Annotated in this window: 16 protein-coding genes and 1 pseudogene; 10 read left to right on the plus strand and 7 right to left on the minus strand. The window is 69.8% G+C overall.

Features of this window, described 5'->3' with window-relative positions; all coding sequences use genetic code 11:
- Positions 1–214 precede the first annotated feature (214 nt).
- Positions 215–1,330 carry an adenosine deaminase gene (locus tag AB0D27_RS10685; RefSeq protein ID WP_362505351.1) on the plus strand — a complete coding sequence of 372 codons (1,116 nt, stop codon included), beginning with the start codon at positions 215–217 and terminating at the stop codon, positions 1,328–1,330.
- A 108-nt stretch (positions 1,331–1,438) separates the two neighbouring features.
- On the plus strand, positions 1,439–2,122 hold the full coding sequence (locus AB0D27_RS10690) for a glycerophosphodiester phosphodiesterase (protein ID WP_362505147.1): 684 nt from the start codon (positions 1,439–1,441) through the stop codon (positions 2,120–2,122).
- 1 nt (position 2,123) lies between these two features.
- On the opposite strand, the gene AB0D27_RS10695 is transcribed toward AB0D27_RS10690, so the two are convergent.
- A complete protein-coding gene (locus tag AB0D27_RS10695; RefSeq protein WP_362505149.1) occupies positions 2,124–3,788 on the minus strand; it encodes a sigma-70 family RNA polymerase sigma factor in 1,665 nt (554 codons plus the stop codon).
- A 297-nt stretch (positions 3,789–4,085) separates the two neighbouring features.
- On the opposite strand from AB0D27_RS10695, the gene AB0D27_RS10700 reads away from it, so the two are divergent.
- Positions 4,086–5,237, plus strand: a complete 1,152-nt coding sequence (locus tag AB0D27_RS10700; protein WP_362505151.1) for a serine hydrolase domain-containing protein — start codon at positions 4,086–4,088, stop codon at positions 5,235–5,237.
- Here AB0D27_RS10700 and AB0D27_RS10705 read toward each other — a convergent pair.
- Both AB0D27_RS10705 and AB0D27_RS10710 read right to left on the minus strand, forming a co-directional pair.
- Entirely contained in the window at positions 5,230–5,751 is a 522-nt protein-coding gene (locus tag AB0D27_RS10705; RefSeq protein WP_362505153.1) for a hypothetical protein, read from the minus strand. The two genes, AB0D27_RS10700 and AB0D27_RS10705, sit on opposite strands and share 8 nt — an antisense overlap.
- 63 nt (positions 5,752–5,814) lie before the next feature.
- Positions 5,815–7,179 (minus strand): FAD-dependent oxidoreductase, encoded by a 1,365-nt coding sequence (locus AB0D27_RS10710; protein WP_362505156.1) that lies wholly within the window; start codon positions 7,177–7,179, stop codon positions 5,815–5,817.
- Positions 7,180–7,646: 467 nt separating this feature from the next.
- Here AB0D27_RS10710 and AB0D27_RS10715 point away from each other — a divergent pair, with 467 nt between their 5' ends.
- The 6 genes from AB0D27_RS10715 to AB0D27_RS10740 all read left to right on the plus strand — a co-directional run bounded on the left by AB0D27_RS10715 (position 7,647) and on the right by AB0D27_RS10740 (position 14,961).
- Positions 7,647–8,753, plus strand: coding sequence for a serine hydrolase domain-containing protein (locus AB0D27_RS10715; RefSeq protein WP_362505159.1), 1,107 nt, complete (start codon positions 7,647–7,649; stop codon positions 8,751–8,753).
- A 205-nt stretch (positions 8,754–8,958) separates the two neighbouring features.
- Positions 8,959–10,155 (plus strand): DUF1343 domain-containing protein, encoded by a 1,197-nt coding sequence (locus AB0D27_RS10720; RefSeq protein ID WP_362505161.1) that lies wholly within the window; start codon positions 8,959–8,961, stop codon positions 10,153–10,155.
- Between the two features lie 669 nt (positions 10,156–10,824).
- On the plus strand, positions 10,825–11,805 hold the full coding sequence (locus tag AB0D27_RS10725) for a GNAT family N-acetyltransferase (protein ID WP_362505164.1): 981 nt from the start codon (positions 10,825–10,827) through the stop codon (positions 11,803–11,805).
- On the plus strand, positions 11,802–13,142 hold the full coding sequence (locus AB0D27_RS10730) for an ABC transporter substrate-binding protein (protein ID WP_362505167.1): 1,341 nt from the start codon (positions 11,802–11,804) through the stop codon (positions 13,140–13,142). The genes AB0D27_RS10725 and AB0D27_RS10730 overlap by 4 nt, the downstream gene beginning before the upstream one ends.
- Positions 13,136–14,095 (plus strand): sugar ABC transporter permease, encoded by a 960-nt coding sequence (locus AB0D27_RS10735; protein WP_362505170.1) that lies wholly within the window; start codon positions 13,136–13,138, stop codon positions 14,093–14,095. The genes AB0D27_RS10730 and AB0D27_RS10735 overlap by 7 nt, the downstream gene beginning before the upstream one ends.
- Complete coding sequence (locus AB0D27_RS10740; protein ID WP_362505173.1) at positions 14,092–14,961, plus strand: carbohydrate ABC transporter permease; 870 nt, start codon at positions 14,092–14,094, stop codon at positions 14,959–14,961. Before AB0D27_RS10735 ends, AB0D27_RS10740 begins: the two co-directional genes overlap by 4 nt.
- 203 nt (positions 14,962–15,164) lie before the next feature.
- Here AB0D27_RS10740 and AB0D27_RS10745 read toward each other — a convergent pair whose 3' ends face one another.
- Positions 15,165–16,664, minus strand: coding sequence for a long-chain fatty acid--CoA ligase (locus tag AB0D27_RS10745; RefSeq protein ID WP_362505176.1), 1,500 nt, complete (start codon positions 16,662–16,664; stop codon positions 15,165–15,167).
- Between the two features lie 196 nt (positions 16,665–16,860).
- Positions 16,861–17,154 (minus strand): annotated as a pseudogene (locus tag AB0D27_RS10750) (SpoIIE family protein phosphatase); the annotation flags it as partial.
- A gap of 578 nt (positions 17,155–17,732) precedes the next feature.
- Here AB0D27_RS10750 and AB0D27_RS10755 point away from each other — a divergent pair.
- Positions 17,733–18,995: a helix-turn-helix domain-containing protein gene (locus AB0D27_RS10755; protein ID WP_362505179.1), complete on the plus strand. Its 1,263-nt coding sequence runs from the start codon at positions 17,733–17,735 to the stop codon at positions 18,993–18,995.
- A 286-nt stretch (positions 18,996–19,281) separates the two neighbouring features.
- On the opposite strand, the gene AB0D27_RS10760 is transcribed toward AB0D27_RS10755, so the two are convergent.
- Together AB0D27_RS10760 and AB0D27_RS10765 are read right to left on the minus strand one after the other, a co-directional pair.
- On the minus strand, positions 19,282–20,061 hold the full coding sequence (locus tag AB0D27_RS10760; RefSeq protein ID WP_362505181.1) for a crotonase/enoyl-CoA hydratase family protein: 780 nt from the start codon (positions 20,059–20,061) through the stop codon (positions 19,282–19,284).
- A 42-nt stretch (positions 20,062–20,103) separates the two neighbouring features.
- Positions 20,104–21,321: a CoA transferase gene (locus AB0D27_RS10765; protein WP_362505184.1), complete on the minus strand. Its 1,218-nt coding sequence runs from the start codon at positions 21,319–21,321 to the stop codon at positions 20,104–20,106.
- Positions 21,322–21,365: the final 44 nt, after the last annotated feature.

Raw genomic sequence — 21,365 nt, forward strand, 5'->3', positions numbered from 1 at the left:
CCGGCTCGCTGCCCGGCTCCCCGTCTCCCGGCGCTGCCGGCGTCCCCTGGCCCGGGGGAGTCCACGCGGTTGTGTCGCGTGGCTCTTCCGGAGTCTGGGCGTCGTCGGGCATGCGCGGGGTCCCCCTCCGTCTCGTACGTTCCGTCATGCTACGGCCCGAGGCCGCCCCGCGTGAGGCGCCGCCTACGATGATCCCCGAGTCAACGATCAGCCGATCACCCGCGTCCCGTCGACCACCTTCGGGGGACGCCGTTCCGGGGAGGAACCCTTGACCGACCTCAGCACCGCACGCGGCGACGCACGCGATCTGCACGCCTTCATCGCCGGACTGCCCAAGGCCGAACTGCACGTGCACCACGTCGGCTCCGCCTCCCCGCGGATCGTGTCCACCCTCGCCGCCCGACACCCCGATTCCAAGGTGCCGACCGACCCCGAGGCGCTCGTGGACTACTTCACCTTCACGGACTTCGCCCACTTCATCGAGGTGTATCTGTCCGTCGTCGACCTCATCCGCACGCCGGAGGACGTACGGCTGCTGACGTACGAGGTCGCGCGGGACATGGCCCGGCAGCAGGTCCGTTACGCCGAGCTGACCATCACCCCGTGGTCCTCCACCCGCCGAGGCATCGACGAGCTCGCTTTCATGGACGCGATCGAGGACGCCCGCAAGGCCGCGGAGGCCGAGCTGGGTGTCGTACTGCGGTGGTGCTTCGACATCCCCGGCGAGGCGGGGCTCGAGGCCGCCGAGGAGACCCTGCGGCTCGCGACCGACGACCGGCTGCGGCCGGAGGGACTCGTCTCCTTCGGACTCGGCGGCCCCGAGATCGGCGTACCGAGGCCGCAGTTCAAGCCGTACTTCGACCGTGCGATCGCGGCCGGACTGCGGTCGGTGCCGCACGCCGGTGAGACGACAGGGCCGGAGACCGTCTGGGACGCGCTGAACGATCTGCGCGCCGAGCGCATCGGCCACGGCACCAGCTCCGCGCGGGACCCGGAGCTGCTCGCCCACCTCGCCGAGCACCGCATCGCCCTGGAGGTCTGCCCGACCTCCAACATCGCCACCCGCGCGGTCCGCACCCTCGACGAGCACCCCATCAAGGAGTTCGTGCGGGCCGGCGTGCGCGTCACCGTCAACTCCGACGACCCGCCGATGTTCGGCACCGACCTCAACAACGAGTACGCGGTCGCCGCCCGTCTCCTCGACCTCGACGAGCAGGGCCTCGCCGCGCTCGCCAAGAACGCGGTCGAGGCGTCGTTCCTGGACGAGGCCGGCAAGACGAAGCTCGCCGAGGAGATCGACACGTACGCCTCGACCTGGCTGGCGCCCTGACCCACCCACGCACTGGATCAGGCTGGCCCAGCTGTCCGAGAGCGCGCGTCGCGTGACCACCACTCCCCCACGAGCCGGCTCGCGGCACCGAACCTTCACAATGGGCCCATGCGCACCGTGACTGCCGTGGCCCACCGCGGCGACCCCTACCGCGTCCGCGAGAACACGATCGACTCGCTGCGTTCCGCGCTCCAACTGGGCGCGGACGCGGTCGAGATCGACGTACGGCTGACCCGTGACGGCGTACCCGTCCTGCTGCACGACGAGACACTGAAGCGACTGTGGGAGCGGGAACGGCCGCTGCTCTCGCTGTCCTGGGACGAGGTGCGCGGGCTCACCGCCGGCGGGGTTCCCACGCTCGTGGACGCGCTCGCCGCGACCGGGGACAGCCGGATCATGGTCGACCTGCCAGGTGCGGCCGACGGCAAGGCCGTACGCCGGATCGTCGACGTCGTCCGCGAGTGGGGGGCGCGAGAGCGGGTGTACTACTGCGCGGGCGCCCCCGCCATGCTCGCGGTGCGCGCCGCCGACCCCGCCGCGGAGATCGCACTGACCTGGACGACCCTCGCGCCGCCGCGCCCCGCCTTGCTCGAAGCCGTACGGCCGCGCTGGCTCAACTACCGCTTCGGACTGGTCGATCGGGCATTCGCCGCCCGTGTCCACCGCGACGGCTATCTGCTGTCCGTGTGGACCCCGGACACCCGCCGCTCCATGCGACGCCTCCTCGACGTGGGCGTCGACTCGATCACCACCAACCGTATCGACGCGCTGTGTGCCCTGCGCAAGGCCTGAGTCACCCGACGTCGGAGGGCTGGGGAACGGTCGCCGGGTCGGCGGGGGTGGAGCGGGTCACGTACTGGGGTACCGGAGCCGTGTCCTCGCCGTTGTCGCGGGTCAGGCCGTAGCGGATGGCACCCTGGGCGGGGCCGGTCATGACGTCCTTGTTCATCTCGTCCCAGCTCGACGGGAAGACGATCAGGCCGTAGTCGCAACCCCGCTCGTTCTGCGTGAGGGTGACGGTGCCGTCGAGATAGAAATACTCGTTCTGCCACATCTGCTGGGTGCCGGCGGGCAGTACGGCGTATCCGATGCTCGGCCCGCCCATGCCGGTGGCGTAGCCGTCGGGACTGCCCGAGAGGAGGTCGTCCATCCGTCGGCCACCGCCCGAGGCCACATGGAAGATCTTCCCCTCGAGACCGGTCCACGTCGGCATGACCAGCGAGCCGGGCCGGCTCTTCGGCGAGATCTGCCAGCGCACCAGGACGTAGCCCTGACCCTTGAGCGTCACGCTGTCTCCGCGGTGCTGCATCACGGCCTTCGGGCCGCCGCTGCTGGTGAGCCCCGACTCGGGCCGGTGCGGCGGGGCCGCGGGCTGTGCGGTCGGGGCAGGGACCCGGTCGACGGCGTCGACGACCGTGCCGTACGAGACCACCGCGGCCTTGGACGGCGGCGGAGTCACCACCGCGGACGCTGTCCGGGACGGCGGGCGGGCCGTGCTCGCCGCCGTCGGGGCGATGGCGGCGCGCGGGGGCGGTCTGTCCGGGGCCTGCGTCACGACGTACGCGCCCCCCGCGGCGATCGTCGCGCCCGCCGTCACCGCGACCGCCGGTTTCGTGAGCGCGCCGATCACCTTGGCGGACCAGCCTGCGCCGGTGGCGGCCACCGCCGTCTTGCCGCCCAGGGCCAGCGAGAGCGTGAAGCCGACCGGTACGGGGACGAGCGCGATGCCGACGAGGAGCCGTTCGGCCGGTACGACCGCCTCGCGCGCACCCGAGCAGGAGGCGCAGCCCCGGATGTGCCGGGCGAGCCGCTTGCGCCACACCGAGTCGGACCGCCCGTTCCAGCGGGCGGTCACCTCGGACAGGTCGGGGCAGGACGAGTCGAGCGCCCGGACGATCCCGCGCGCGGTCTCCAGGCGTTCCTTCATCCGCTGGACGCGGACGGCGGCGTGCTGCCGGCTGATGCCGACGGCCGCCGCGAGGTCGCGCCGGGTGAGTTCGCCCGCGACCTCCAGCCACCACAGCGACAGCAGCTGACGGTCCTCGTCATCGAGCCAGCGCACCGCCTCCGCGACCTCGCGCCGCTGCCCCTCCAAATGGAGCCGCAGCACGGTGAGTTCGGCGAAGTCGGCGGCCTGCTCGCCGGCGCCGTCGTCGAGCGTCTCGGAGGTCCGGCGGCGCGCCCGGTCGCGGATCTGTCGCATCGCGATGGCGACCAGCCAGGACCGGAAGCTGTCCGGATCGCGCAGCGAGCCGAGGTTGTCGACGGCCCGCAGCATGGTCTCCTGCACGACGTCGTCGACGTCGGCGTGGCCGTTCAGGGCGCGGCCGACGATGTTGTAGACGAGGGGCAGCCAGCCCGTGACCAGTTCGTCGAGCGCGCGCCGGTCACCCGCCTGCGCGGCCGCGATGGTGGAGCGCCACTGCCGCCCGTCCACGTACGTCCTTCCCACGGTCACCTCGTCCTCGGAACGTACTTTCGCAGCCGCCGCTGTGAGGGACGAAGGCACGTCCGGATGGGGAGACGGGGGACACCGTGTCGCGATAACACTTTTTCGCGGAGGCGGGTGGCGGCGGAACTCTCGAAGCTCCCTCGGGGAAATCCCCCCGGACCCCTAAGGGCGCCCCTTGGGCCCGCACCGGGGGGCGGCGCCCTCCTTGGTGAGGATCCCGGGGGTCGCGTACGGCCGGAGGATGAACATCGACTTCGACTGCGAGACCGTCCAGGCCGTCCACACCGTCCACAGGAGCGCTCAATGTTCCTACACCGCACCGCCGTTGTCCTCTCCGCCGCCCTCGCCCTCGGTCTAGCCGCCGGGCCGCTGAGCGCACCGGCGTTCGCCTCGCCCGGCGTCCACGGCGCCGCGCGGACGGCCGGACCCAACGCCGAGGCCCTGCGCGCCGCGCTCACCGGGCTCCCCGACGCGGATGCGGCCGCGGCGCTCGTACGGGTCGGGGGCACCGACGGCAGCTGGCGCGGCAGCGCGGGCGTGCACGACCTGGACAGCGGCCGAAAGGCCGACCCGGGCGCCCTCTTCCGCGCCGGTTCCACCACGAAGGTCGTCACCGCCGCGGTCGTGCTCCAGCTCGCCGTCGAGGGCAAGGTCGAGCTGGGCGCGCCGGTCCAGCGCTATCTGCCCGGTCTCCTGACGCCCGCCTTCGAGCCCGTCACCGTACGACAGTTACTGAACCACACCAGCGGGATCCAGGCCGGTGACGGCTTCGGCGACTCCTTCGAGGACGCGTACGCGCACCGCTTCGACACCCTGACGCCCAAGGAGGTCGTGGCGTCGGCGGTGGCGAAGGGACCGGAGTTCGCGCCGGGCGCTCAGCAGGACTACCTGAACATCAACTACACGATCCTCGGCATGCTGATCGAGAAGGTGACCGGGCATCCGTACGCGCACGAGGCGGCCCGGCGGATCCTGGGGCCCGCCGGGATGCACCATACGTACTTCCCGGGCACCGACCCCCGCATCCACGGGCCGCACAACCACGGCTACCAGGCGGTGAAGCGGGCCGACGGCACGACGAAGTTCGTGGATGTCACCGACTGGAACCAGGCGGACCGGTGGGCAGCGGGCGACATGGTCTCCACGACGGCGGACCTGGAGCGCCTGATCACCCATCTCTTCCGGGGCGATCTGGTTCCCGAGCCGCAGCTGGAGGAGATGTTCACCGTGCCCTCCGGCATCGAGGGCGCCGACATGAGCGCCGGGCTCCAGCGCTTCGCGTACAAGGGCACGGTCTACTGGCTCAAGTCGGGCGCCCGCTACGGCTACAGCGCGGTGGTCGCGGCCACCCGGGACCTCTCCCGCACCCTCGTCCACTCGGTCAACTCGACCGACGCGAAGGGCGAGGAGATGAATCCGGTCGCCCGGCGGATCGCGCCGGCGGCACTCAAGTAGCGAGAGCTGCTGCGGGATACGGGGTGAGCGCCTCCAACCGCTTGATCTTCTTCCGTACGAGATACAGCGGGATCACCCCGAAGATCCCGAACGACATGTCGATGACGGTCCACCAGAAGGGAATGGCGCGCAGCGGCCCGGAGATCAGCGCCAGCGGGACGATTCCGGCGCACGCGATCATGCCGAACTCGACGACCCAGATGTTGCGGACGGGATCGCGGTACGGCCCGTAGAAGGCGACCGCGATGACCAGGTGCGCGAAGGCCAGCCAGTCCGTGCCGTAGAGCAGGAAGGGGTACTTCGCGTCGGTGGCGTCGAGCCCGCGGCGGACCCGCTCGATCCAGTCCATCAGGACGGGCAGCTGCTCGGGCACGGACAGGGACCTCAACAGGCCCTCGGTCCAGTGGAGTTCGTGCACCAGGGGGAAGGCCGTGGCGCCGCTGAGCACCAGGCACACCACGAAGATGACAAGCCACGCGCGGATGCCCTTGAGCAGGGCGGCTCTGTCGCTCATGGCAGGAGCGTACGCCCCTACTTGAACGCGTTCAAAACCGCCCCGCTCGGGGTCCGGAAAGACTCAGGCGCCGCTCGCGTCGAGCATCTCGTCGCGCTCGACGATCTTCACGCGCTCGCGGCCCTGCGGTTCGCCCAGCGCCTTCTCGGCGGCGTCCAGCCGGTACCAGCCCTCCCACGTGGTGTAGCGGACGTCCCTCTCGCCGAGGAACGCGTCGACGGCCTCGGGGGCGGGCGAAACGGGCTCCTGCAGGCGGCCGCCCGCGTAGTCGTCCAGCAGGCTGGCGACCGTCTCGTTGGCGTCACCCTTGGTGTGACCGATCAGGCCGACAGGTCCGCGCCGGATCCAGCCGGTGACGTACGTCGACCGCAGGTGCTCGCCGGTCTCCTCGACCACCCGGCCGGCCTTGTCCGGGACCGTGCCCGACTCGACGTCCCAGGGCAGCTTGGGCAGGCTGTCGGAGAGGTAACCCACGGCGCGGTAGATCGCCGTGACGTCCCAGTCCTTGAACTCGCCGGCGCCCTTGACGTTGCCGGTGCCGTCCAGGGCGGTGCGCTCGGTGCGCAGGCCTACTACCTTGCCGTCCTCGCCGAGGATCTCGGAGGGCGACTCGAAGAAGTGCAGGAACAGCTTGTGCGGCCGGTCTCCGGCATCGCGGATGGCCCAGTTCTCCAGCGTCTTGGCGACCATGTCGGCCTGCTTGTTGCCGCGCCGGGTCGCGATCGAGCCCTCGTCGTAGTCGATGTCCTCGGGGTCGACGATGACCTCGATGTTCGGGGAGTGGTCCAGCTCCCGCAGCTCCATCGGGCTGAACTTCGCCTGCGCCGGGCCACGGCGGCCGAAGACGTGGACCTCCAGGGCCTTGTTGGCCTTCAAGCCGTCGTAGACGTTCTGCGGTATCTCGGTCGGCAGCAGTTCGTCCGCGGTCTTGGCGAGGACGCGCGCCACGTCGAGCGCTACGTTGCCGACGCCGAGGACGGCGACCTTCTCCGCCTCCAGGGGCCAGGTCCGCGGGACGTCCGGATGTCCGTCGTACCAGGAGACGAAGTCCGCCGCGCCGTACGAGCCGTCGAGGTCGATGCCGGGTATGTCGAGCGCCCGGTCGGCCGTCGCACCCGTGGAGAAGATCACCGCGTCGTAGAAGGCGCGCAGGTCGTCCAGGTTGATGTCGCGCGGGTAGTCGACATTGCCGAAGAGGCGGATCTGCGGCTTGTCGAGCACCTGGTGCAGGGCCGTCACAATGCCCTTGATCCGGGGATGGTCGGGGGCGACGCCGTAACGGATCAGGCCGAACGGGGCCGGCATCCGCTCGAAGAGGTCGATGGACACACCGGGCTCGGCGGCCACTGCGGATTTCAGCAGCGCATCGGCGGCGTAGATGCCGGCGGGGCCGGCACCGACAATGGCTACCCGCAGGGGGCGAGGCATGATCAGGTTCCCTTCGAGCAGGGGCAGGGGGACTCGACGGGAAGCCTAAGCTAAGGCAAGCCTAAGTCTGTAGGTGGGTCGGGGCTATGACCTCATAAGGCTGCCTTATGAGGGGTGACGGCGGGGGCGGCAGCATGGGCGAAGGCGGGCTCGACAGACGGCTCGTGACGGCGGTCCGGGCGGGGGATGCAGAGGCGGTGCGGGCCCTGCTGGGAGGCCGCGTACGGTCTCGTGCGGCGCGACGATCCACGCCTCGAAGCGGCGATCGATCGGGGAGGGCCTCTGAACGCCGCCTTCGACGAGGACCACCGGGCCGTTGCGCTCTGGTGGTGGCGGGAGAAGGAGAAGGCGACGGCCGCGCGTGACCAGGATTCCTAGTGATGTCGGCGCCCAGCACGCATGTCTGACGCGGCGTCGGGCCGCAAATTCGGTTGACCCCGGCGGTCCGGTGCGGGCTAATTTCGGGCATGGCCGACATTCAGGGATCGTACGATGACCTGTTCACCGCGGTGCCCGGCGCGCTGGCCGCACTGCTGGACGCCGGGGACGTGGGCGCCTCGGTGGCGGTCTACGTGGACGGCGAGCCGGTGGTGGACGTCTGGGGCGGATTCGCCGACGCGGGCCGCACGATCCCGTGGCAGCGCGACACGATCACAGGCGTCTGGTCCGTCACCAAGACGATGACGGCGCTGTGCGCCCTCATCCTGGCCGACCGCGGCGAGCTCGACCTGGCCGCGCCGGTCACCCGGTACTGGCCGGAGTTCGCAGCGGAGGGCAAGGACGGGGTGCTGGTGCGACACCTGCTCGCGCACACCGCGGGACTGCCCGACTGGGACGGGACGGTCGAGGAGCTCTACGACTGGCCGTCCGCCACGGCGCGGCTCGCCGCACAGGCTCCGCAGTGGGAGCCGGGCACCGCGGCCGGATACCACTCGCTCACCCAGGGATTCCTCGTGGGCGAGGTCGTGCGCCGGATCACCGGCCGCAGCCTGGGCGAGTTCTTCGCCGACGAGGTGACCGGGCCGCTGGGCGCGGACTTCCACATCGGGCTGGCCGCCGAGCACGACGCCCGGGTCGCGCTCTCGATCCCGCCGCCGTCGCAGGACGAGGACTACCTCGCGAGCGCGCCCGGCCATACCGCAACCCCCGCCGCCGGGACCCCGATGCGGGTCCGTGACGGGAACAGCGTCGCCTGGCGCCGCGCGCAGATCCCCGCGGCGAGCGGATTCGGCAATGCCCGCTCGGTCGCGCTCGTGCAGTCGGTGATGGCGCGCGGGGGAACGGTGCGGGGTGTGCGGCTGCTGTCCCAGGCGGGCTGTGACCGCGCGTGGGAGGAGCAGTTCAGCGGCGAGGACCGCATCCTGGGCATGCCCATGCGTTGGGGCTTGGGCTACGGCCTGTTCGGCAGCACCTACGGCTGGGGCGGTTGGGGCGGCTCGATCGTCATGATCGAGCCCGACGCCCGCATGGCGGTGTCGTATGTGACGAACCAGATGCTCGAGCCCGGCGACGACAACCGGGGAGTCGAAGTCGTGATGGCCGCCTACGACGGGCTCAAGGGCCTGCGCGCCTGACCCGCTCGTCGGCGCGCATCAGGCTCCTGTGACGGCCGCCGGGCGGCCAGAGGCGCTCCTCGCGTTGCCGCGCCGCTCCGGCCGCCGCAAGAGATGCCGTGGCCGCCTTCGGCACGAACGTTGGTGTGTAATTGCAAAATTCCAGGACATACAAGTAAATTTCCAGCCACCGCTTCGAGAGGTCACCGGCAGACGGGGGCGAAGGATGAGCACGGACGACCGCGTCGCGGTGACGACCGGGATCGCACGACTGCACGCGTCGCCCGGAATTGCGGGGCCCGGCCGGCTCGGGCTGGTGACCAACCACACCGGCGTCCTCCCCGACCTGCGCCCGGCCGCGCCCGCGCTGCTCGAGGCCGGCGCGCGGCTGGTCGCCCTGTTCGGTCCCGAGCACGGGCTGCACGGTACCGGCCAGGCCGGCGAGAGCGAGGCCGCTCAGGCGGACCCCACCACCGGCCTGCCGGTCCACGACACATACCGGTGCGGCGGCGAGCGCCTCGACAAACTGCTGCTCGACAGCGGCGTCGACGCACTGGTGTACGACCTGCAGGACATCGGGGCCAGGTTCTACACCTACGTGTGGACCATGTTTGACCTGATGGTCTCGGCGGCTCGTACGGGCGTACGGTTCGTGGTCGCCGACCGGCCGAATCCCCTCGGTGGACTCGTCAGCGAGGGCCCGCTGCTCGACCCGGCGTGGGCCAGCTTCGTCGGGCGCGCCGCGGTACCCGTCCGGCACGGCCTCACCTGCGGCGAACTCGCCCGGTATCTCAACGCCTCGATTGTGCCCCAAATAGCGGGCAGAGCCGCTGACTTGACGGTGATCGGGGCTGTCGGCTGGCAGCGCGCCATGGACGCGGAGGCCACCGGCCTGCCGTGGGTCCCGCCCTCGCCGAACATTCCGACGCCCGCCACTGCCACCGTCTACCCCGGCACCTGCCTGTTCGAGGGGACGAATCTCTCAGAGGGCCGTGGTACCACGCAGCCCTTCGAGATCGTCGGGGCCCCGTACATCGACGCGCGGTTCGCACCCTCGCTCGCCGAACTCGCCCTGCCGGGAGTGCACTTCCGTGATCTGCGGTACGTACCGACCTTCCACAAATACGCCGGACGGCCGCTACGCGGGGTCCAGCTCCACATCACCGACCGCGAGGCGTTCGCTCCCGTGCGTACCGCCGTCGCGATGCTCGCCACGCTGCGGCGGCTGTACCCGGACAACTTCGCCTGGCGCACCGCCGACGGCGGCGTGGAGGGGACCGGCCACCGTCACTTCATCGACCTGCTGTGGGGGTCCGACCGGTTGCGGCGCGCCGTCGACGCGGGCGACGACCCGCTACCGCGGTGCGATCCGCCGGCGCCGCCCAGCCGGTGGGCCGGCGACGACGTGCTGCTCTACCCCTGACACCTGCTGCCCCACCGCTGCGACCTGCTGCTCCGCCCCTGAATGGAGCGGACGCTCAGGCAGACTCAACAGCCGCCCCCGGAGGCCCTGCTGCGCATCCGCGCCGACCAGGCCGCACTGGCCCCGCCGAGGCAGCGGATCGCGGACCACATCCTGGCGGACCCGGCCCGGGGTGGTCGGGCAGACCGTCGCCGAGCCGGCCGCGGCCCGCAACACCTCCGAGACGACGGTGGTCCGGTTCAACCGTGCCCTCGCGCCCCGGGGCTACCCCGAGCTCTCCCAAAAGGCGCCGGCCGCGGCCGGGCTGGTCGGCGACGGCGACGTGTACATCGGAGTGTCCCACTCGGGGGACCACGCCCGAGACCGTCAGGGTCCTCCGCCTGGTCCGCCCCCGCGACGCGTTGGCCGCTGCCCTCGCCAACACCGCGCCCAGCCCCGTCGCCGACACCGCGCCCAGCCCCGTCGCCGACACCGCGGACGCCGTCCTCACCACGGTGGTACGCCAAGCGGGACCGCGCTCGGGCGCGATGGCCGGCGGCGTCGCCCAACTCGCCGTCGTGGACTGCGTCCTGATCGCCGTGGCGCAGAGCACCCCGCACCAGACCGAGGCAGTGCTGCGGGCGACGTTCGACGCCGTCCGCGACCTGCGTATGGAAGGACACCCCGTCGATGACCGATCGCACGACGAAATCCCGGACCGAGTTTCGTGGCTATCGCGTGGGCGACGGCCCGCTGTTGGTGGAGGCGTGGCGCCGGAGTGCGCCGGCCGACCCCATCACCCCGGACCGCTTCCGCTCCCTGGTGCTGCTCGACGCCAACTTCGATCCTGAGGGGCTTCGGGTCGCCCTCGACGGCGACCGTGTCGTCGGCGCCGCCTACGCGGTGCGCCGTCTGACGCCGATGGCCGGCACCGACCTGGAGCCGGACCAGGGCTGGATCCCGTTCTTCTTCGTCGACCCGGCCGCCCGCGGGCGCGGTCTCGGCCGCCGGCTGCTGACCGACGCCCTCGACTGGCTGCACCGCCACGGCCGCACCCGGGTGGACTTCTCCTCGTACACCCCGAACTACGTCTTCCCCGGCCTGGACGCCGAGGCGTACCCGGAGGCGGCCGGGCTCCTTGAGTCCCTGGGCTTTCGCACTCTGTACGAGGCGGCGGCGATGGACCGCCGCCTGGTCGGCTATCGCTTCCCGGAGGATGTCGCGTGCCGCTTGGACGAACTGACGGCGCAGGGCTACCGGTTCTCCACCCCGTCCGACGACGATCTGGTGGACCTGTTCGCGCTCGCCGGAAACCACTTCGGCCCGGACTGGGCGCGCACGATCCGGGACTGTCTGGCCGCGGGGACGCCGCTCGACCGGATCGTCGTCGTCCGGGACCCTTCGGGCCGCATGGTGGGCTGGGCGATGCACGGCGCGTTCGAGTCGGTGGACGAGCGGTTCGGCCCGATCGGTGTGCTGGAGGACATGCGCGGCACCGGACTCGGAGAAGTCCTCCTCCACCTTGTCCTGGAACGGATGCGGGCGCGCCGTGCGCACTCCGCGTGGTTCCTGTGGACCGGCGAGCAGTCCCCGGCGGGCCACCTGTACCGCAAGACCGGTTTCACCACGACCCGGGTGTTCCGCGTGATGCGCCGGGAGGCCGCCGGATGACGCCGTCACGCCGCACCGCCGGCCTGAGCCGCCGTCACTTCGCGCTCGCGCTCCCCTCGGCGCTGCTCGCCTCCGGATGCGCCGCGCCGCACCAGGGCACTGGGCGGCCCGGGGATCCGATCGTCCTCACCCTGCTCTCCCACTACGCGAGCGGGGCGCTCAAGGAGGCGCTGCGGGGCCCGGTCGACGAGTGGAACGCCACGCACGACCGGGTCAAGGTGCGGACGAAGGCCGTCGAGTTCACGGACCTGCTGACCACGTTCATGGTCCGGCAGGCCGCGGGCCAGGGCGCCGACATCATCCAGCCGTACTGCCTGTGGAACGGCCAGCTCGTCCAAGCCGGCGTCCTGCGGGCCGCTCCCGCCGAGCACGCCGAGGAGATCACGCGCGGCTACGGCAAGGCCGCGGTCGGCTCCTCGTCGGTGGGGGGCAAGGTCTACGGCTACCCCACCGAGGTGCAGACGTACGCCCTCTACTACAACAAGCGGCTGCTGCGCGAGGCCGGCGTCGAGGGCCCTCCGCGCACCTGGCGGGAGCTGGAGGAGACGGCCTACCGCACCGCCAAGCGGGACCCGTACGGCAACACGCTGGTCCAGGGGTTCGGGCTGTCGACCTACGACGACTCCACCACCGTCGGCCAGACGCTCGCCCTGCTCAACGCCGCCGGCGGAGCGTTCGTCTCCGCGGACGGCAGGAGCACCGCCATCGACTCGCCGGCCGGCCGGGCCGTGTTCGATCTGGAGCACCGCCTCGTCGTCAAGGGTGCGAGCGCCCCCGGCGTCAACGTCTACAAGGCGTTCCAGTCCGGGCAGGTGGCCATGGTGGTCAGCGCCGGCTGGTGGACCGGGAGCCTGAAGGCCCAGATGGGCAAGGACTACCGCGATGTCGGCGTCGCGCCGCTGCCCGTCCCCGAGGCGGACGACGCGCGCGCCACGCTCTCCACCGGCTTCATGCTGGGGGTCAACGCGGCCAGTGAGCACCCGCGCGAGGCCTGGGAGTTCCTGCGCTGGCTCAACACCGACAAGGTGAGCGTGAAGAGCGCCAAGAAGGGCGCGACAGCGACCCGGATGAGCTCCCTGCAGGTGTCGGTCGGCTCCCTGACCGGCCGCGCCGACGACATGCGGACGCTCCTGAGCGAGGGCAGCGATCCGAATCTGCGCCCGTTCCTGGACGCGCTGGCGTACGCGGTGCCGGAGCCGAATATGCCGGGCGCGCAGCAGGCCAAATCGCTGCTGCGCAAGAACATCGAGGCGTTGTGGACCGGTCAGCAGTCGGTCGACGAGTCACTGCGCACCATCCGCCGTCAGGTCGATCAGGAGGTGTCGCGCTCATGGTGAACACCCTGGCGCCGGAGACGACCGAGCGGGCGCACAGCCCGCGGTCCGCCGCGCCCGCCGTCGACGGCCGCAGCCGGACCCGGCGCCGCCAGGTTGTCGTCGCCTACCTCTTCCTGGCGCCGACGTTGCTGTTCTTCGCGGTCTTCCTGATCCTGCCGCTCGGCTTCGCGCTGCTGCTGTCGATGTCTCGCTGGGCCGGGTTCGACCTCGGCGACATCGATCCGGTCGGCCTGGACAACTTCACCGGCCTCTTCACGAACGGATCGACCTTCCTGGCGCCGATCCTCACCAATACGCTGCTGTTCGCCCTGGGCACCGTGACCCTCGCACTCGCCGGCTCGGTGCTCGTCGCCACCTGCATCGACAACCTGCGGTTCCAGGGGCTGTGGCGCACCCTGTACTTCCTGCCCATCGTCACGACCGTCGTCGCCGTCGGCAACGTATGGAAGTACATGTACGAGCCGGGCGGGCTCGTCAACGGCGTCCTCAACGCCCTCGGTCTCGGCTCGGTGGCGTTCCTCCAGGACCCGGACACCGCGCTGCCCTCGGTCGTGGTCGTACAGGCCTGGGCCTCGGTCGGCACGGCGATCCTCGTCCTGACCGCCGGGCTGAAGTCCATTCCCGAGTCGTACTACGAGGCCGCCGCGCTCGACGGCGCCGGGCCCGTCACCGTCTTCTGGAAGATCACACTGCCGCTGCTGCGGCCGTCCCTGCTCTTCGTGTGCATCACCCAGTTCCTCACCGGCCTGCAGTCCTTCGCGCTGATCATCGTGATGACCAAGGGCGGGCCGGGTGACGCGACCAATGTGGCCGCGCTGGAGATGTACCGGAAGGCCTTCTCGTATGGCGACTGGGGCACTGCGAGCGCCGCCGCCTTCGTGCTGTTCGTGGTGGTCCTCCTGGTCACCCTGGTGCAGTTGTGGATCTTCCGGCGCAAGGGGGAGGACGCATGATCCGCCGCCGTTTCCCGTGGCTGTCGTATCTGGTGGTCGTGACCGGCGCCGTGCTCACGGTGGTGCCGTTCCTCGACATGGTGATGACGTCCTTCAAGGGGCCTGGCGAGTCCGGCACACTGCCGTACCGGTTCCTGCCCGAGGCGTTCGACCTGTCCAACTACCGGGCGGCGATCGATCAGCTCGATCTGCCGGTGCTCTTCCGTAACAGCGTCATCGCCACCGCCGTGATCACCGGATCGGTGCTGCTCACGTCGTCACTCGCCGGCTACGCGCTCGCCAAACTCCGCTTCCCCGGCCGGAACTTCATCTTCCGTCTGGTGCTGTCGACGATGATGTTCCCCCCGTTCCTCTTCTTCATCCCGCACTTCCTGATCCTGGTGCACTGGCCGCTGGCGGGCGGCAACGACCTGTTCGGGCGCGGCGGCGCGGGCCTGACCGTCAGCATCGCGGCGCTCGCCATGCCGTTCCTCGTCAACGGCTTCGGGATCTTCCTGATGCGCCAGTTCATGGTCTCGATCCCGGACGAGGTCCTCGAGGCCGCGCGCATCGACGGGGCCGGCGAGTTCGCCGTGTGGTGGCGGATCGTGGTGCCGCAGACCATGCCGGTCGTGGTGACGCTCGGGCTGCTGACCTTCGTCGACGCCTGGAACGAGTACATCTGGGCGCTGCTCATCTCGACCGCCAACCCGGACGTGATGACCCTGCCCGTCGGCATCCAGCTTCTCCAGGACTACGTCGACCCGACCCGCACGATGCCCATCGTCATGGCCGGCCTCGTCCTGAGCATCCTGCCGGTCCTGATCCTCTTCCTGCTGCTGCAGAAGCACTACATCCGCGGCGTCATGCTCAGCGGCCTCAAGTAGGAGTGAATCCGGTGACCGGCGCGAAAAAACAGTTCGGGTGGAGTCCGGCCGGCTCTCATCCCGCCCCGCGCATATCGATCGAGAGGATCTGGCGGGCCCCAAGCCCACCGCCTCGTCTACGGCATCGAACAGGTCTTCCGTCAGCGAGGAAGGCACCGGCTCGGGCGTAGGACAGATCGCAGACCCGTCCAGTCCCAGTCACCTCATCGCCTGCCCGGCTCGGGCGGCGGGACGATCTCCCGCTTGAGGATCTTGCCGGTTGGTCCCTTCGGCAGCGCGTCCACGATCCATACCTTCCGCGGATACTTGTAGGCGGCAACCTGCCGCTTGACGTACTCACGCAGTTCCTCGGCTGTCGTTCGGGCGCCCGGCTTGAGAACGACCGCCGCCCCGACGTCCTCACCCAGATCGGGGCTGGGGAGGCCGATGACCGCGGCATCGGCGACCGCCGGATGCTCGTACAGCACATCTTCGACTTCGCGGGGATACACGTTGTACCCGCCCCGAATGATCAGGTCCTTCATCCGTCCGACGATCCAGAAGTATCCGTCCTGATCGACCCGGCCGATGTCGCCCGTGTAGAACCAACCGTCCCGGATCGCGGCGGCGGTCTCCTCGGGGCGTTGCCAATACCGCTTCATCACGTTGTGCCCGCGCATCGCGATCTCACCGGTTTCCCCGTCCGGTACCTCCGTGCCGTTGTCGACCACCCGCATCTCGACGCCCCGGATCGGGATGCCGACCGAACCGGGCTTGGGTCCGGCCTGCAGGGTGTTGAACGAGGCGACAGGCGAGGTCTCCGACAGTCCATACCCTTCGAGCACGACGCAGTCGAACGCGGCCTGGAAGTCGTGCAGCACCTGGACAGGCATCGCCGCGCCGCCGGTGAGAGCCACGCGCAGTCGGGGGACGGGGTAGGCGTCTCGGTCGGGCTCCCGCGACAGCCTGCTGAACACCGTCGGCACCCCGGCGAAGACGGTCACCCCGTGCTCGCCGAGGATTGCCAGTGCTTTCGCCGCGTCGAAGCGCGGCAGCAGCGTGAGGCACGCGCCGGAGGCGACGGCGGCGTTGAGAGTGCAGGTCTGTCCGAACGCGTGGAACAGTGGCAGTCCACCGAAGATCACGTCGTCGGCGGTGAGCTGGAACAGCTCGGCGCCCACGATGTCGCAGTTGCGAGTGAGGTTGGCGTGGGTCAGTTCGGCGCCCTTCGGCTGACCGGTCGTCCCCGAGGTGTAGAGAATCACGGCGGTGTCGTCCTCGTGCCGGTCGGTCAGATCCTCGACGGGTGCGGCGGACATCAGCAGCTCGTCGAATGAGCCGGGACTGACGACGACCACCTCGGCCTCGGCCTGCTGTGCACCAGTCCGTGCCTCATCGGCGAAGGCGTGCCAGGCGAACAGGAGCCGGGCCCCTGAGTTGCCGAGGTAGTAGGCGACCTCACGGGACTTGAGCAGCGGGTTCATCGGCACGACGATGCCGCCGGCGCGGAGTACGCCGAAGTACGCGAGGGCGAACTCCGGGACGTTGGGCAGCATGATCGCAACTCGGTCCCCGGGCTTCACGCCACGGCTGTGGAGCAGTCCGGCCATGCGGGCGCTGCCCTGGTCGAGCGCGCGATAGGAGACAGCGGCGTCTCCCAGACGGAGCGCGGCGCGATCCGGATGAATCCGGGCGCTGTTCAGCACGTGAGATGCGAGGTTCATGCCAGATCCTTTCCATCGTGCCCGGGCAGATCTTGTTCAGCCCGGACGAGCTTGCCGCCCGTTGTCCAGCGGCAGCCCCACCTGCGACGACCGAGTTCCGGGGCAGGTCCCAGGACACGGTCCGGCACGGATTCAGAGCACGGGTCCGGGCCAGGAGCAGGGTGACGTCGTCGGTTGGTGACTTGGTCGGCAGTGCCTCGATTGCCTGTCGCCGGACCCTGTCATCGAGGTGGGACAGCAGTGCGTCGGGGGGCGAGTCCATGTCCGCCGGCATGCGTATGGCCGTTCGGAGCCTTCCCAGGGTCGCCGCGGCGGTGATGCCGCACCCGACGACATCCCCGACGACAAGCGCCACCCGGGCGCCGGACAGCCAGATCACATCGAACCAGTCGCCTCCAACACCGTGGTCCGCGTCGGCCGACAGGTAGCGCGAGGCCGCCTCGATCGCCGCTCTGTCCCTCAAGCCGTGCGGAAGCAGGGTGCGTTGAAGAGCGGGGACGCCGTCCTGAAGTTCGATGACGTCGTTGACCCAGGCGCCGCGCAGTTCCAAGTCCCGCACGACGATGCCGATCGGCGTGCGGGTGAGAAGCGACTCCCGCCCCGATCCCGCGACCTCCACCGCGGAAAGCCCGTTCTGGAGAAACAGCAGCACCAACCAGGCGGGCCGGCCCGCCACCTCCCCGGCCACGTAACCGACAAGCCGCTGCGCGGTGCTCGTCCAACCGACCAGCGTCCCCTCGCCGTCGATCATCGCGATCGCAGAGTCGGGCACCTCTCCAGTGCCTCGGACAATCCTGGCCAACGCCGATCACCCCTGGACTAGGACGTTTGCGAAGAACGGCTTAAAGGCGAGTCGATTCCCCCAGATCGTGCGCCGGTGGGTCCCGTCAGTAACCAGAGGCTAGGCGTGGACCGCACGACAACCACTGGGCGCGCGATACGACCTTCGGGTTGGAATTGGTGCCGATGAACCAATCCGTCGGCGGTATTCGCGCAGGCTCGCCGGAGTGCGGCCCATCGCGTCCCGAAGAAGCGGATAGGTCACGGACCACCCTGTAAGGTTGACGTATGGCTGCGGAGCATCCAGAGGCCGCAAAACAACTGTCCGTGGTCGCGGGGAACGTAGGGTCACATCTCCCGGAGGTCAGCCGCGACGTAGGGCAGTATGTTATTGCCGAGATCCCGGAGCTCAGAGGCGACGCAACCGTCATTAAGATTCTGCAGGCGAGCGTCGCGGAAAATGTCGCCACGTTGCTGCACATTTTCGAGAACGACATGCCCCTGGACAAGATCGAGGGGCCTTCAGCTGCTTTTGAGTACGCCAGGAGGCTGGCTCAGAGGGGCATCTCCCTCAGCGCGATGGTCAGGGCCTACAGGATCGGCCACTGGCGTTTTCTGCAGTGGTGTCTGGACGAACTCAACCGACAGGACGCCGACGAGGATCTCGCGACCGCGACCAACCGGCGCATGCTGCAGGTGAGCTTCGGTTACATCGACCGGATAACCGAGCATGTCATCGTGGTCTACCAACAGGAACGCGATCACTGGCTCCTCAGCCAGACCGCCGCGCGCGCCGCGCGCGTGCGAGACATCCTCACCGAGAAGGACGTCGACCTCAAGTGGGCTGAACCAGCCCTTGGTTACCGGCTCCAGCAGCATCACCTCGGGCTGATGGCCTGGTTGCCCACACTGACGGGTGGGGGTGAGGAACTTGCTCGACTCCACCGGATCACCAATGAGATCGGCCAGGAGCTCGACTGCCCCGCCAGGCCGCTGTTCGTCCCCCGAGACGCAGTCCTGTCCTGGGCTTGGCTGCCGTTCGGCTCGCGCAACGACGTCTCCTGGAAGCAGCTTTCGCATGTGGTCGAGCGCAGCGATCCTTCCGTGCGCGTGTGCGCTGGGTGCATGGGGTACGGAATCGAGGGATTCCGCTCCACGCATCGGCAGGCAGTGCGCACGCAGGAACTTGCGGCAGTGGCCAATCCAGCCCCCCAGTTCACAAACTTCTCCCATGTCGGTCCCATCGCCTTGATGGCTACGAACGTCGACGACATGCGCGCGTGGGTGTGGGGCGTCCTTGGTCCGTTGGCCGTCGATGACGAGAACAGCGCACGGCTTCGGGAGACCGTGCGGATATTCCTGGGCACCGGCTGCAGTTACACCGCCACTGCGAGCGCTCAAATTCTCCACAAGAACACCGTGCAGTACCGCATTCGGAAATCCGAGGAAATCCTTGGATACCCCGTCCAGCAAGAGCACACCGATCTGGAAGTCGCACTGCTCGCCGTTGAGTACCTCGGCTCGACGCTCCTTCGCGTCAGCCCCGTATGAATACATCGGTGATGGTCGGTGATGCCGTCACTGGCGATGTGGGTGGCAGCGGACCGGCCACGCGAATGGCCGGGGCCCAGCTCGTTCGAGAGGCTTTGGCGTAGCCGACCATGCCCGTCGGAAGGCAGGGGCAACGGCAAGGCCCGGAATCGGCTTGCCGCGGGCGGGGCCGGTGTCAGCGGCCCCGCCAATGCGGTGGGCGCCCTTTCTTGCGGTGCGCAGGTGGCTGTGCCTGTTTGCGGGCCCCGGGCCGGGGCCCGCAAACACCTGTCGGGCGGGGCCGGTGTCAGCGGCCCTGCCAGTGCGGTGGGCGCTTTTCCGCGAAGGCGTGGGCGCCCTCCTGCGCGTCGTGGGACGCAAGGACCGGTGCGACGATCCGGTCCTGCTCGACGAACGCGTCCTGATCGCTGAACGCCCGCCGCTCATTGACGACGCGTTTGACGGCTGCCACGGCCAGGGGCGCGTTGTTCGCGATGCTGGTGGCCAGTTCCACGGCCCGCTTCAGGGCCTGGCCCGGTTCTGTGAGGTAGTTGACCAGACCGAATCGCTCGGCGCGCTCAGCGGGCAGAGGCTCGCCCGTGAGCAGAAGCTCCAGGGCGATGTTGCGCGGGATGCGCTCGGGCAGGCGCACCATGCCTCCTTCGGGCGGCACGATGCCGTAGTGGACCTCGGTCTGCCCGAAGGTGGCGTTCCGCGCGGCCACGATCATGTCGCAGGCGAGCGCCATCTCGGTTCCGCCGCCCAGCGCATAGCCCTCGACGGCGGCGATGAGCGGGGTCTTGATCTCGGCACGGGTGATCCCCGCGAAGCCCCGTCCTTCGATGATGGGCGTATCTCCGGCCGCGTAGGCCTTGAGGTCCATGCCCGCGCTGAAGACACCGCCCGCCCCGCTGATGATGCCGACCCTGAGGTCGTCGCGGGCCTCGAGGCGGTCGACGGCGGCGGCCAGGGCCCGGGCGGTGGCCCCGTCGATGGCGTTGCGAGCCTTCGGCCGGTCGATCGTGATCATGAAGATGCCGTCGTTTTCCGCAGTCCGTACGGTCGGCGTGTCCGTGGCCGTGGTCATGATGGTGGTTCCCTTCTTCCGTGGCGCTGCTGAGCAGTGGCTTCAGTCGACGGCGTCGGCCTTGCGCAGCTCCTCGATTCCGGCGGCGTCGAAGCCGAGGTCGCGGAGCACGGACTCGGTGTGTTCGCCCAGGTCGGGGGCCGGGCCCGGACGGACCTTCTGTTCCTGGTCCAGTCGGACGGGGCTGTCGATGGTCAGGTGCGGGTCATCGCTGCCGTCGTCGATCGGCACGAACACCCGGTTGGCGTGGAGCTGGGGGTCCTGGGCGCACTCATCGAGCGTCTGGACGACTCCGTACGTGAGGCCCGCGGCGTCGAGCAGCTCGCGCCACTCGGCCAGGGAGCGAGTCGCGAATGTCTTGTCCAGCAGGGCAACGATCTCGGCGGCGTGGGCGCGGCGGCTCGGGGTATCGGCGTAGCGGGGGTTCTCCGCTGCCTCGGGATGACCGATGGCCTTGAGGAAGAGCGGGACCTGCTTGTCCTCGTTGACGAAGACGAGGACGATCCAGCGGTCGTCTGCCGTGCGGTACGTGTTCCCGAGCGCGTTGGGCGGGTCGGACCGGTCGATGGGGCGGGGGGGCTTCGCCCCGACCAGTACGGCTTGCAGCCACATGCTCGCCGCCCAGGCGCCTTCGGCGAGCAGCGAGGCTGTGACCCGTGCGCCCTGGCCGGTCTTCTCCCGCCGGTACAGCGCGGTCATGATCCCGGCGAACAGGGTGATCGCCGTGGAGTGATCGCCCGATCCGAAAGCCGTCATGGCCGGCGGCACGTCCCTTTGGCGTGTGAGGTCCATCAGGCCGCTGCGCGCCCAGTACGCCGTCACGTCGAAGCCGGGCAGATGCGCATCCGGACCTTCCTCGCCGAAGCCGGTGACATCGGCGTAGATCAGCCGGGGATTGAGGGGGGCCAGAGCGTCGTAGTCCAGGCCCAGCTTCTCGCGCGTATGCGGCGGGAAGTTGGTCACCAGCACGTCGGCCCACCGCACCAGACTCTCGAGCACGGGCCGGGCGCCGGGCGACTTGAGGTTGAGCGCGATGCTGCGCTTGTTGCGGTTGTCCAGCTGCCAGGGGTAGTTGACCCCTTCGACCTGGGGGTTGGGAGGGATGCGGCTGAGCGAACGGTATGCGTCGCCCAGGTGCGGGGGTTCCACCTTGACGACGTCGGCGCCGAAGTCACCGAGGACGGTGGCCGCGGCGGGCCCGGCGATGAAGCTCGCGAGATCGACGACGTGCAGTCCCTCCAGGAGGGGCGTGTTACTCATGACTGCTCCTTGTCTTCCGTGGGGTCGCACGCGGTGCCCGGAGC

The organism is Streptomyces sp. NPDC048415, assembly GCF_040651675.1.
GTDB lineage: Bacteria > Actinomycetota > Actinomycetes > Streptomycetales > Streptomycetaceae > Streptomyces.

What these genes read in the sequence shown, in the direction of transcription:
- AB0D27_RS10735 (WP_362505170.1), top strand. Translation starts at nt 13,136, where the DNA reads ATGGTGAACACCCTGGCGCCGGAGACGACCGAGCGGGCGCACAGCCCG.
- AB0D27_RS10760 (WP_362505181.1), bottom strand. Translation starts at nt 20,061, where the DNA reads ATGACCACGGCCACGGACACGCCGACCGTACGGACTGCGGAAAACGAC.
- AB0D27_RS10710 (WP_362505156.1), bottom strand. Translation starts at nt 7,179, where the DNA reads ATGCCTCGCCCCCTGCGGGTAGCCATTGTCGGTGCCGGCCCCGCCGGC.
- AB0D27_RS10745 (WP_362505176.1), bottom strand. Translation starts at nt 16,664, where the DNA reads ATGAACCTCGCATCTCACGTGCTGAACAGCGCCCGGATTCATCCGGAT.
- AB0D27_RS10765 (WP_362505184.1), bottom strand. Translation starts at nt 21,321, where the DNA reads ATGAGTAACACGCCCCTCCTGGAGGGACTGCACGTCGTCGATCTCGCG.
- AB0D27_RS10715 (WP_362505159.1), top strand. Translation starts at nt 7,647, where the DNA reads ATGGCCGACATTCAGGGATCGTACGATGACCTGTTCACCGCGGTGCCC.
- AB0D27_RS10740 (WP_362505173.1), top strand. Translation starts at nt 14,092, where the DNA reads ATGATCCGCCGCCGTTTCCCGTGGCTGTCGTATCTGGTGGTCGTGACC.
- AB0D27_RS10700 (WP_362505151.1), top strand. Translation starts at nt 4,086, where the DNA reads ATGTTCCTACACCGCACCGCCGTTGTCCTCTCCGCCGCCCTCGCCCTC.
- AB0D27_RS10720 (WP_362505161.1), top strand. Translation starts at nt 8,959, where the DNA reads ATGAGCACGGACGACCGCGTCGCGGTGACGACCGGGATCGCACGACTG.
- AB0D27_RS10730 (WP_362505167.1), top strand. Translation starts at nt 11,802, where the DNA reads ATGACGCCGTCACGCCGCACCGCCGGCCTGAGCCGCCGTCACTTCGCG.
- AB0D27_RS10690 (WP_362505147.1), top strand. Translation starts at nt 1,439, where the DNA reads ATGCGCACCGTGACTGCCGTGGCCCACCGCGGCGACCCCTACCGCGTC.
- AB0D27_RS10725 (WP_362505164.1), top strand. Translation starts at nt 10,825, where the DNA reads ATGACCGATCGCACGACGAAATCCCGGACCGAGTTTCGTGGCTATCGC.
- AB0D27_RS10755 (WP_362505179.1), top strand. Translation starts at nt 17,733, where the DNA reads ATGGCTGCGGAGCATCCAGAGGCCGCAAAACAACTGTCCGTGGTCGCG.
- AB0D27_RS10705 (WP_362505153.1), bottom strand. Translation starts at nt 5,751, where the DNA reads ATGAGCGACAGAGCCGCCCTGCTCAAGGGCATCCGCGCGTGGCTTGTC.